At 70.6% G+C, this 10910-nt stretch carries 10 protein-coding genes; 1 reads left to right on the top strand and 9 read right to left on the bottom strand.

What is annotated here, in order from left to right:
- From E1202_RS14225 to mftA, 4 genes are all read right to left on the bottom strand, one after another.
- Nucleotides 1-1179 (bottom strand): oxidoreductase (locus tag E1202_RS14225; protein WP_456238807.1); only part of this gene is annotated, 1179 nt, incomplete at its 3' end.
- The gene (gene mftC / locus E1202_RS14220; RefSeq protein WP_132683523.1) at nt 1176-2363 is read right to left on the bottom strand and encodes a mycofactocin radical SAM maturase; all 1188 of its coding nucleotides are present in this window, start codon (nt 2361-2363) and stop codon (nt 1176-1178) included. The genes E1202_RS14225 and mftC, both read right to left, overlap by 4 nt.
- 115 nt (nt 2364-2478) lie before the next feature.
- Nucleotides 2479-2751: a mycofactocin biosynthesis chaperone MftB gene (gene mftB / locus E1202_RS14215; RefSeq protein ID WP_132683522.1), complete on the bottom strand. Its 273-nt coding sequence runs from the start codon at nt 2749-2751 to the stop codon at nt 2479-2481.
- Nucleotides 2752-2753: 2 nt separating this feature from the next.
- Nucleotides 2754-2858 carry a mycofactocin precursor MftA gene (gene mftA / locus E1202_RS14210; RefSeq protein ID WP_132673720.1) on the bottom strand — a complete coding sequence of 35 codons (105 nt, stop codon included), beginning with the start codon at nt 2856-2858 and terminating at the stop codon, nt 2754-2756.
- 82 nt (nt 2859-2940) lie between these two features.
- On the opposite strand from mftA, the gene mftR reads away from it, so the two are divergent.
- The gene (gene mftR / locus E1202_RS14205) at nt 2941-3546 is read left to right on the top strand and encodes a mycofactocin system transcriptional regulator (protein ID WP_235878345.1); all 606 of its coding nucleotides are present in this window, start codon (nt 2941-2943) and stop codon (nt 3544-3546) included.
- 35 nt (nt 3547-3581) lie between these two features.
- Here the strand turns inward: mftR and E1202_RS14200 are convergent, their stop codons facing one another.
- From E1202_RS14200 to E1202_RS14180, 5 genes are all read right to left on the bottom strand, one after another.
- Entirely contained in the window at nt 3582-4706 is a 1125-nt protein-coding gene (locus tag E1202_RS14200; RefSeq protein ID WP_132683520.1) for an NDMA-dependent alcohol dehydrogenase, read from the bottom strand.
- A 65-nt stretch (nt 4707-4771) separates the two neighbouring features.
- Nucleotides 4772-5611, bottom strand: a complete 840-nt coding sequence (locus E1202_RS14195; RefSeq protein WP_132683519.1) for a universal stress protein — start codon at nt 5609-5611, stop codon at nt 4772-4774.
- A gap of 61 nt (nt 5612-5672) precedes the next feature.
- The gene (locus tag E1202_RS14190) at nt 5673-7352 is read right to left on the bottom strand and encodes a TIGR03767 family metallophosphoesterase (RefSeq protein WP_132683518.1); all 1680 of its coding nucleotides are present in this window, start codon (nt 7350-7352) and stop codon (nt 5673-5675) included.
- A 157-nt stretch (nt 7353-7509) separates the two neighbouring features.
- Entirely contained in the window at nt 7510-8427 is a 918-nt protein-coding gene (locus tag E1202_RS14185; protein ID WP_235878343.1) for an acetamidase/formamidase family protein, read from the bottom strand.
- Nucleotides 8428-8499: 72 nt separating this feature from the next.
- Nucleotides 8500-10791, bottom strand: a complete 2292-nt coding sequence (locus tag E1202_RS14180) for a transketolase-like TK C-terminal-containing protein (RefSeq protein WP_132683516.1) — start codon at nt 10789-10791, stop codon at nt 8500-8502.
- Nucleotides 10792-10910 lie beyond the last annotated feature (119 nt).

Raw genomic sequence — 10910 nt, 5'->3', positions numbered from 1 at the left:
CCCAACTTCAGTGGAAATCCGGTGCCCGACTTCAGTGGAGGTCTTGTGGTCGGTTGCGGTGGGGGTCTGGGGATGGGTTTCGGTGGGAATCGGGGGCTCATCGGTCTCGTGGCCCGCGGAGGGGTTGACGATGCAGCTGACGAGGGGGTTCCGGTTGTCGCGGACGTTGCACTTCTGGTTGCACAGCACGCAGGGGCGGACCGGTCTGCCCTCGCGGACCTCGGCGACGAGGTCGGGATCGGCGATCTGCGCCCGGGTCATCTCGACCAGGTCCGCCACGCGGTCGTCGAGGGCTCGCTGAGCCTGGTCCGGGTCGACGACGCTGCCTTGCAGCACGACCGGCGTTCCTCCGGCGGCTTCGCGGATCCCCTTGCAGAGGTCGATGTTGAAGCCGGGCTCGGTGTGCAGGTCGGGACGGGTGGCGGAGGTGCCCATCGCCGAGCCGCGGACCACCACCAGGTAGTCGACCGCGTCGCGGACCGATTCGACGACGCCGACCGCGGCCTCCGGCGTGATGCCGGCCCACGGCGCGAGCTCATCGCAGGACAACCGCAGTCCGACCACGCCCTCCCCGACCTCCTCGCGCACCGCGGCGAGGACCTCGCGCAGCAGGCGGGTGCGGTCGGTGCCGTAGTCGTCGGATCGCTGGTTGGTCAGCGCGGACAGGAACTGCCGCAGCAGCGAGAACTGCCCGGCGTTGAGCTCGACCCCGTGCAATCCGCTGCGCATCGCCTCGCGCGAGGCCGAGGCGAAACCCACCACCAGCGCGTCGATCTCGGCCTGCTCCAGCTCCATCGGCATCTCGCGGCCGGCGACGTCGGGCACCCGCGAGGGCGCCCACAGCACGCGCTGCGAGAACGCCGAGGAACCCTGCGACCCGGAGTGCCCGAGCCCGGCGAGCACCACGGTCCCGTGCGGGCGGCACGCCTCGGCCACCGCGGCCCAGCCAGGACCGCAGCGCGACGCCAGCGGAGCGCGTTCGTAGGGCCAGTCCGAGTCGTGCGCGCTCGCGATCTCGGTGACCAGCACACCGGCTCCACCGGCGGCGCGCGCCGCGTAGTAGCCGACGTGCCGGTCCGAGATGTCGCGATCGCGCCCGAGGTTGGTATCGTGCGGTCCGAACAGGACCCGCGAGGGTGCGGTGCTCCGGCCGATCCGGACGGGGTCGACGAGCTTCACAACCCGCTCACCAGCGGAGACGAGTCGCAGGGCTTCGCCGGGACGGCGGGCATGCCGAGCCCGACCTTGCGCCGCGAGGAACGCGAGTGGTCCTGCGTCGCCTTGGGCAGCTCGCTCTTGTCCACGATGGACAGCGCGGACTGCCCGTGCCCCTGCACGCACTCGGGGTCGGGTCCGTCCAGCGGGAGTCCGGTGAAGAACTTCGCCGCCATGCAGCCGCCCTGGCAGGCGTCGTAGTGCGAGCAGGACGCGCACGCCCCCGCCGACTGCGGCTGCCGTAGATCGTTGAACAGCTCCGATTCCCGCCACACGCGGGCGAAACCGCCCTCCTCGCGGACGTTCCCGCCCTTGAACACGTCGTGGATGGCGAACGGGCACGCGTAGACGTCGCCGACCGGGTCGATCAGGCACACCACCCGGCCCGCGCCGCACAGGTTCAGGCCCGGCAGCGGGGTCGATCCCAGCGCGTTGAGGTGGAAGAACGAGTCTCCGGTGAGCACCTGGTCGCCGCGGGCGACCAGCCAGTCGTAGATCTGCCGCTGCTGCGCGTCGGAGGGGTGCAGCTCGTCCCACACGTCGGCGCCGCGCCCGGACGGCCGCAGCCGGGTGATGCGCAGCTGCGCGCCGAACCGGTCGGCGATGACCTTGAAGTCGTCGAGCTGGTCGACGTTCTGGCTGGTCATCACCACCGAGATCTTGAAGTCGCGCATGCCCGCGTCGGAGAGGTTCTCAAGCGCGGTCATCGCCATGTCGAACGATCCGGGCCCGCGCACCGCGTCGTTGACCTCGCGGGTCGCGCCGTCGAGGGAGATCTGCACGTCGACGTAGTCGGTGGCGGCCAGGCGGCGCGCGCGTTCGGCGTCGATGCGCAGCCCGTTGGTGGAGAACTTGACCCCGACCTGGTGGTCGATGGCGTAGTCGAGGAGTTCCCAGAAGTCGGGGCGCACGGTGGGTTCACCGCCGCCGACGTTGACGTAGAAGACCTGCATGCGTTGCAGCTCGTCGATGACCGCCTTCATCTCGGCGGTGGAGAGCTCGTTCGGGTCCCGCCGCCCGGAGGAGGACAGGCAGTGCTCGCAGGCCAGGTTGCAGGCGTAGGTCCACTCCCACGTCAGGCAGATCGGGGCGTCGAGTCCGCCCTTGAACTGCTCCACGAGCGCGGGAACCGGTGCTGTGGTGGTCATTGCAGGCTCACTTCCAACGGGACTTCGTCGTCTGCATTGGGTGGCAAGTGTTTTCTCAACGCGGCGAAGCCGCCGTCTCAGGTGCAGGGCTCAGCCGGCACCGCTTCGACGAACCTCACTCCTGCGGGCGGATCATGTCGGATGCGGCCAGGGAGGCCAGTGCTGCGCGGAACTGCGGGCGGCGCTGCTCGGGGATGCGCGCCAGCGCCTCTTCGACGCTGGCGTGCTCGTCGAGCTCGCGGACCAGTTCCACCAGTTCGGGAACCTTCAGGAACGACAGCTTCCGGTTGCCGAAGTGGTACGCGAGCGCCCCGAAGGGTTCGGGGCGCAACGCGACCTGCGGATTCAACCGGTAGCCGCAGCTGATGTCGAACTCCGCGGCGGCCACGATCAGTAGACCCCGCACATCCCGTCGATGGAGACTTCCTCGACCAGGAGTTCTTCCTCGACGACGGGCTCGTTTCCGGTGCTCTGTTCGATCTGCTGGTCAGCCATGCGATGCTCCTCACAGTGTCGAGCTACCATCGACACGGTATTTGCACCGAGTGCATTTTTACAAGACGTGGAGCGGGATCCGTTGCGGCATGACACATCTGGAGTACAGCGAACGGGTGGGCGCCGGAAGGTCACCAGCGCAGCGGAACTGGAGCAGGTCGCCTTCGACCTCTTCGACGAGCAGGGCTTCGAGCGCACCACGGTCACCGACATCGCGGCCGCCGCGGGCATCGCGCGGCGCACGTTCTTCCACTACTTCCCGTCGAAGAACGACATCCCGTGGGGCGACTTCGACGCGGGCCTGGAGCGGATGCGCGCCGAGTTCCGCGCGCTGCCGGACGACCTCCCGCTGATGGACGCCGTGCGGCACTGCCTGGTGGAGTTCAACCGGGTCCCGGACGAGAAGGCCCCCGACCACCGCAGGCGCATGCGGCTGATCCTGGGAGTGCCCGCGCTGCAAGCGCATTCGACGCTGCGCTTCGAGGCCTGGCGCGAGGTGGTGGCCGAATACGTCGGCCACCGCCTCGGCCAGTCGTCAACCGCGCTGACCCCGCAGACCATCGCGCACGCGACGCTGGGCGTGGCGCTGTCGGCGTACCAGCACTGGCTGGATCATCCCGAGCAGGACCTCTCGGGCCTGCTCGACACGGCGATGCGCGAGCTCGCGCGCGCGCACGCCGCTCAGTAGTCGTCGATCGAGCAGAACGACCACTACCGGGTCTCTCAGTAGTCGGCTTCGGTGTAGCGGATCAGGCCGCGCAGGTTCTTGCCGGCCATCATGTCCGCGTAGCCGGTGTTGATGTCCTCCAGCTTGTACTCGGTGGTGATCAGCTCGTCGAGCTTGAGAGTGCCGTTGCGGTAGTGCTCCAGCAGCCGTGGGATCTGCGTGCGCGGGCTGACCCCGCCGAAGATCGCGCCCTGCAACCGCTTCTGCAGCAGGGTGAGCTCGAACAGGCTCACCTGGGCGTCGATCTGATCGGCCCGGCCCATGCCGGTCACCACGACCTGACCGCCCTTCTTGGTCATCGACAACGCCGGCTGCAGGTGCTCACCGGTGGTCTCGCCGATGCAGATCAGCACGCCGTCGGCCAGCTGACCCCAGGTCAGCTCCCCGACCGCTTCGTGCGCCTCGGCCATCGAGGCGAAGGAGTGCGTGGCGCCGAGCTCCTCGGCCTTGGTCCGCTTGAACTGCACCGGGTCCACCGCCACGACGTAGCGCGCACCCGCCGCAGCGGCTCCCTGCACGGCGTTGATGCCGACGCCGCCGCAGCCCACGACGACCACGGTGTCACCGGTGCGGGTCTCGCCGATCTCGGTGGCGGTCCCCCAGCCGGTCGACACGCCGCAGCCCAGCAGCGCGGCCTTCTCCAGCGGGATGTCCTTCTCGATGGTGAGCACCGATGCCTGGTTGACCGTCACGTACGGCGCGAAGGTGCCCAGCAGGCACATCGGAGCGGCGGGTTTGCCCTGGTAGGAGATGCGGTGGCCGCCGGAGATCGCCTCTCCGGACAGCAGGCCCGCGCCCGCGTCGCAGAGGTTCTGCATCCCCTTCGCGCACGCACGACACCGGCCGCAGCCCGGGATGAAGGTCAGCACCACGTGGTCGCCTTCCTCGATCCCGGTGACCCCGGCACCCACCTTGGTGACCACACCGGCACCTTCGTGCCCACCGACGGCCGGGTAGATCGCCATCGGGGTGGCGCCGGTCCGCAGGTGCTCGTCCGAGTGGCACAGGCCCGAGGCCGCGAGCCTCACCTGCACTTCGCCCTCGATCGGATCGCCCAGTTCGATCTCTTCGACTTCCCAGTCCTTGCCCGGCTCGTGCAAGATCGCGGCCTTCGTCTTCATATCCACTCCTCGTCGAGTGCGGAAGAACATGCGCATCCGAGAATGAGAACCCGGTCACACCGAAGTCAATGCCGCGATCGAACGATCAGCAGCGGTGCCGGTGTGTGGTGGATCAGCTTGTGGCTGGTCGAGCCCAGGTGGGCGCCCGCGACACCACCGCGTCCGTGCGCGCCCACGACCACCAGTTGTGCCTCGGTCGCGTGGTTGATCAGCGCCGCCACGGGGGAACCGCGCCCCACGATCCGCTCGACCTCGACGCCGGGGAACCGCTCCCGCCACCCGGCCATGACCTCGGCGAGGAAGCGCTGCGCCTGCTCGGCGACCTCCTCGCTCGGCAGCCTGCTGCGCAACCACCTCAGGTCGAGGCCGACGACCTCCCAGGTGTGCACCACGTGCAGCGGTTCGCCGAGCATGTCGGCCAGCCGGAAGGCCTGCGCGAGCACCGGCGCGGCGGATTCGGCGTCGTCCACACCGGCCACGACCGGGCCCGCGTCCGGGAACGTGGGCGGATCGCCGACGTCGGGCACGACCGCGACCGAGCCGAGCGCGTGCGCGGCGACCTTGACCGCGACCGCGCCCGCCAGCAGGCCGGTGAACCCGCCGAAGCCCCGGTCGCCGACCACCAGCAGTTCGGCGGCGGCGGACTCGGCGACGAGCACCCGCTCGGGCGGCCCCGGGATCGCCGCCGAGGTCACCTCGACGTCGGGCTGCTCGGACCGGACGCGCTCGGCGGCGTCGGAGAGCCAGTGGGCGACCTGCGCGCGCACGTGCGCCTCGCCCGGATGTGCGGTCGGGTCGGCGTAGACGATCCGCAGGCCGCAGCCGCGCCGCGCCGCCTCGCGCGCCGCCCAGGCCGCGGCGTTGCGCGCCACCGCCGAGCCGTCGACTCCCACCACGACGTTCATCACGGCCTCCCCGGTCGTCCCCTCCCAGGGTCGTCGACCGGGGCGCGACGCGCCTCCCGGGTCAGACCGGCAGGTGACCCGGGACGAGCAGTTCGGTGTTGCGATCGGTGTAGGCGCCGAGCTGACTCAGGTCGGTGTGCGGGTCGTTGAACGACAGCTCCCGGTACAGCGCCGCGAGCCCGGCGGGCGAGCGGTCGTCGTAGTCGGCCTGGTACGGGCTGTCGGCCTCGATCAAGGTCGTGAACAGCGACACCGTGCCGTCGCGGTTGTCGGCGATCTCGATGGTCCTGGCCAGCTGCGGGAAGTCGACGTGCGAGGCGGTGTTGATCTCCCAGAACCCGCGTTCGGGCTCGTCGGCGGCGTGCGGGGTGATGGTGTTGCGATGGGTGTGGCCGTTGACCCAGGCCAGCACGTTGGGGAACCGCTGGAGCAGCCGGACCACGCCGTCCCCGCCCACGCGGGCCTCGCCGGGCGAGCGGAAGTCGGGCCACAGCGCCGTCATCGTGTCCGAGGTGTGGTGGCTGAACAGCACGAAGAGCTCGTCCGTGGCGTGTCGGCTCTGCTTGCGGCCGAGCTCGTCGTAGTAGGTGGAGCTGCCCCGGGTCAGCACGTCCTGCAGCCACCGGTACTGGCTCAGACCGATCGAGCCCTCCGCCAGACCGGCGGTGTTGGTGCTGTCCATGGCGATTCCGGTGACGCCCGGGGCGATGCGGAAGGTGTAGTAGGGCTTGGGGTCCGCGGAGTCGAACCCGTGGCCGATCGGGCCCGGCCCGGTGTTGGCCTCGTCGAGGTGGGCGGTGATGAACTGCTCGGTGGTGAAGGGGTGCCGCCGCTCGTCGGGCGTCACGGTGCGCACGATGGTGTTGCCGCCGAGCACCATCTGGCCCGACGCCTCCCGCGTGCCGTGCAGCATCTCGGCGACGGCGGCGGCTTCCCGCTCATCGCGCCCGATGATCTTGCGGTCGCCCGTGTACCAGTCGTTGACGCGCGGGATGACCTGGTCGGCGAGGGTTCCCATGACGCTGTTGTCGTGGTTTCCGAACACCGCGTACCAGGGGATGTCCAGGCCGGGGCTGGCGAAGGGCCGGAGCGCGTCGGCGAGCAGCCCGGGAAGCACGGGGAACCCGGCCTCGCGGAAGTGGTCCTCGACGCCGCCTTCGGGGTGCCAGTACAGCGGGTCGCCGGAGGCCTGGACCCCTTCGTAGTGGGCGGCGCCGGTGTTCTGCGCGATCCGCCCGCCGTTGAGGACGGCGAAGTACCAGTCGAGCTCGGCGAGCTCGTGGTTGTCGGTGCTGTCACCGGTGGTGATCATGAAGTCCATCGGCGCCCCGGTGACCGGGCCGGTGCGCAGCTCGTTGACCCGCTGCACCAGGTGCGCGGCGGCCAGCGCGCCCAGCGTCTCCTGGGGCCGGAACGCCCCACCGGCCAGCGGGTGCAGGTACTCGAAGCGCGCGGGGCTCTGCGCGTCGGTCACGTGCAGGTCGGTGAACTGGGTGAACGCGGTGATCGGAACGCGCCGGTCGATCCTGCCCGGGTCGGCCACCGCGAGCTCGGTGCGCACGACCTGCGGCCAGCCCGGCCCGGCGAGCAGCCGCCGGTAGCCCTCGCCGGCAGCGGGTTGCGCGGCCGTCTCCAAGGTCGTCCGAGCCGGCCGGGGGCTCGCTGAAGCGGAGCCGACGCCCAGTGCCACGCCCGTGATGCCCGCGGCCAGCATGAAGCCGCGCCTGCTCAAGTCCGCCATACCCAGTCCTCTGATCGCGCCGGAACTGATCAGAAAATCTTTCATGTTTGGCGGATGCGGAACACCTCAGTTCAGGTGAAAGCCCGGGAAACAACACTCGAACGGCGCAGCCGAGCTCACGCGGAGGACATGAGGGCGACGGCGAGGCGAACCCGGGTCACCCCAAGACGCCGGTCGGCAGGACCGCGTGCACGCCCCAGGCCTGGTTGGCGATCTGGGTGATGCGCATGTCGACCGTCGCGCTGGCCAGCGCCAGCGCCGCACCGCGGTCGAGGGCCTGCTCGATCTGCAGCCAGTCGACCATGGCGCTCAACGCGGTGGCGGTGGCCTCGTTGAGGTCGGCGTCGAAGCCGAACGTGACCAGGCCGGCGGGGGTTTCGGCGTGGATGCCGGGAACCGGGCGATCCACGACCAGGTCCAGCCGCACCCGGGTCGTCATGCCGCACTCGATGGCCGTGCCCCCGACCTCGCCGTCGCCCTGCCGGGCGTGGCCGTCGCCGAGCAGCAGCAACGCGTCCGGAACCGTGACCGGCAGGTACAGGGTCGATCCCGCGACGAGCTCGCGGCAGTCGATGTTGCCGCCGCCTTCGGAACGCGGCGGGATCGTCGAGTGCTCACCCGGTTCCTCCGGCGGCATGCCGACCACGCCGAGGAACGGCGCGAGCCGCACGGTGTGCCCGTGCTGGTCGGTGCCCGTCCCGCCGTCGAGCTCCCACAGCAACCAGGTCCGCTCGGCGTGGTCCACGCGCAGCCGGCGCATCAGCCAGTCGTCCTTGCCCGCGGTCGCCGTCCACCCCCACCCGGCGGGGGTGAGCTCCTCGAAGTGCACCGCGAGCACCATCCCGGGCTTGGCGCCGCGCACGGCGACCGGGCCGGTCAGGCAATGTCCCCGCCGCTCGGCGAGCATGACGGGCTGCTGATCCCCCGGCACCTCGTGGCGCCGCAGGAAGCCGCTGGAATCCAGCGACTCCACCGTCACGACGTCCCCTGCCTCCACGGTGAGCACCGGCGCGGTGTCCCGGCTGAACACGTCGACGACGCTGCCCGCCTCGGCCCGAACCTCGAAAGAACCCACCACGACCTCCGCCCCTGGAACTCCCATCACCCAACCAGGACCGACGCTCCTGGCCAAGTGGGGGAGCCCACGTCAGCGATGCGTCACGTCGAGGGCGGCCCGGATGATGGTGCCGGTGTCGAGACCGTGGTGGCGGTAGACCTCGTCGAGCGATCCGGACTGGCCGAAGCCCGTGACGCCCAAGTGGACCGCGGGAATCCGGTTGACACCGGCCAGGAACGCCAGCGCGTGCGGGTGTCCATCCAGGACGGTGACCATCGGGCGCGCCCGATCCGCCGGGAAGACCTGGTCCAGCACGCTCCGGTCCGCATCACCCCGATGGGCCCGGAACAGCAGGTCCGCGCTGGTCACGCACACGACGTCGGCGCCGATCCCCTGGTCGGCCAGCCGGTCGGCCGCGGCCAGCGTCTCGGTCATCAGCGCGCCCATGCCCACCAGCGTCACCTGCGGGTCGGCGTCGCGCCGCAGCGCGTAGGCGCCTCCGACGACCTGCCTGCGGCGGCGTTCGCGCGCCGCCGGATCGGCGGGCACCGACGCCAGCGCCTGGTCCACCGGACGCGTCGACAGCCGCAGGTAGGACGAGGATCCGCCGGGCTTGCCGAGCTCCGACATGGCCCCCAGCAGGCACCACTCGGTGTCGACGGCGAACGCGGGCTCGTAGCTGGTCACGCCGGGCTGCTCCAGCCCGATCGAGGGCGTTCCGACCGACTGGTGCGCCCCGCCCTCCGGCGCCAGGCTCACCCCGGAGGGCGTGCCGACCAGGATCGACTGACCCCCGGCGTAGAGGCCGAACGACCACGGTTCGAGCGCGCGACCCAGGAAGCAGTCGTAGACCACGCCGATCGGCAGCAGCGGCTGACCCCACCGGCTCCAGGTCGACCCGAGCTCGCCGAGCAGGCTGACCAGGTTCGTCTCGGCGATGCCCAGTTCGATGTGCTGGCCGGCGGGCCGTTCCCGCCAGTGCAGAATGGTCTCGGCGTCGTCGGCGAACCAGTCGACGCGCTCGGACGGGGACCACACGCCGACCTTGTTCAGCCAGCCACCGAGGTTGGTGGTCGAGCTGACGTCGGGTGCCAGCGTCACGATCCGCTCGGCGGCCTCCGGCGACTCGCGGGTCAGGTCCAGCAGCGTGCGTCCCAGCGCCGCCTGCGTCGTGGTCGTCCCGCTCGGCGTGCGCCCGATGTCGGTGGGCAGCTTCGGCGGCTTGACTCGGGCGCGTTCGCGGCGGCGCAACCGGGAAGCCGTTTCCGCGCAGCGCTTCCCGGCCGGGCTGTCGTCGGCGAAGCGGTGCCACGGGTCGTCGAGGTCGGCGCCGACCTGACCGGCCAGCTGCCGCATCTGCTCCTCGCCCAGCAGCGAACCGTGGTTCTGCGGGTGTCCCTCGGTCGCCAGGCCGTAGCCCTTGATGGTGTAGGCGAAGATGACCGTGGGCCGGGTGTCGTCGATGGCCTTGAACGCCGAGTCCAGCGCGTCCAGGTCGTGCCCGCCCAGGTTGCGGATGGCCACCGCCAGCGTCTCGTCGTCCACATCGGACAGCAGTCGCTCGATCGCGGCGTCCCCGCCGGGAATCCGCTCCCGCAGCTGCGGCGGCGTGCAGCGCAGCAGGCGCTGGTACTCGGGGTTGCTCATGCCGTCGATGCGTTCGCGCAGGGCCTCGCCGCCGGGACGGGTGAACAGCTCCTCCAGCACCTGCCCGTACTTGAGGGTGATGACCTGCCAGCCCGCGGCGGTGAACATGCCCTGCAGCCGGTTCGCGGCGATGTTGGGCACGACGCGGTCCAGCGACTGCCGGTTGAGGTCGACGATCCAGACGACCTCGCCCAGGTCGGCGACGGTCGGGTCGAGGATCGCCTCCCAGCAGGCACCTTCGTCGAGCTCCGCGTCGCCGAGCAGCGAGTACTGGCGTCCGGTGCCCGCCCCTCCGCCGTGGGTGTCGACGTAGCGGCGGGCCACCGCGCCCCAGATCGGCGCGGTGGCGCCGATGCCGACCGAACCGGTGGAGTAGTCGGCCGGGTCGGGGTCCTTGGTGCGGCTCGGGTAGCTCTGCACACCGCCGTAGGAGCGCAGCGTCGTGAGATGCTTCTCGTCGAGCGAGCCGAGCAGGTAGTTGATCGCGTGCAGCACCGGCGAGGCGTGCGGTTTGACCGACACGCGGTCGGCTGCGGTGAGGTGTTCGAAGTACAGCGCGGTCATGATCGAGACCATCGAGGCGCAGGACGCCTGGTGCCCGCCGACCTTGAGCCCGGAGTTGTTCGGCCGCACCCTGTTGGCGTGGTCGATCATCGCGGTCGCCAGCCACAGCACCCGCTGCTCGACCTCACGCAGGTCCGCCGTCTCGGTGCGCGCCGGTACCAGGCTCGTCATCACGCCTCCTCGCGTTGCCACATTGCGCCCAGAAGAACACCAAGACCAGAATCACTGCACAAGACCCGGCCGGCGAATCGAGCAATCTGCTCACCGGGTCGGGCCGCAACGACCGACGA

The organism is Saccharopolyspora karakumensis, assembly GCF_004349225.1.
GTDB lineage: Bacteria > Actinomycetota > Actinomycetes > Mycobacteriales > Pseudonocardiaceae > Saccharopolyspora > Saccharopolyspora endophytica.
The sequence above is the reverse complement of the archived record's forward strand: the minus strand, read 5'-3'. Positions and strand labels throughout refer to the sequence as shown.

Excerpts from the sequence above, each read along its gene's own strand:
- mftC (WP_132683523.1), bottom strand. The coding sequence starts at position 2,363 with ATGACCACCACAGCACCGGTTCCCGCGCTCGTGGAGCAGTTCAAGGGC.
- mftA (WP_132673720.1), bottom strand. The coding sequence starts at position 2,858 with ATGGCTGACCAGCAGATCGAACAGAGCACCGGAAACGAGCCCGTCGTC.
- E1202_RS14200 (WP_132683520.1), bottom strand. The coding sequence starts at position 4,706 with ATGAAGACGAAGGCCGCGATCTTGCACGAGCCGGGCAAGGACTGGGAA.
- E1202_RS14195 (WP_132683519.1), bottom strand. The coding sequence starts at position 5,611 with ATGAACGTCGTGGTGGGAGTCGACGGCTCGGCGGTGGCGCGCAACGCC.
- E1202_RS14190 (WP_132683518.1), bottom strand. The coding sequence starts at position 7,352 with ATGGCGGACTTGAGCAGGCGCGGCTTCATGCTGGCCGCGGGCATCACG.
- E1202_RS14180 (WP_132683516.1), bottom strand. The coding sequence starts at position 10,791 with ATGACGAGCCTGGTACCGGCGCGCACCGAGACGGCGGACCTGCGTGAG.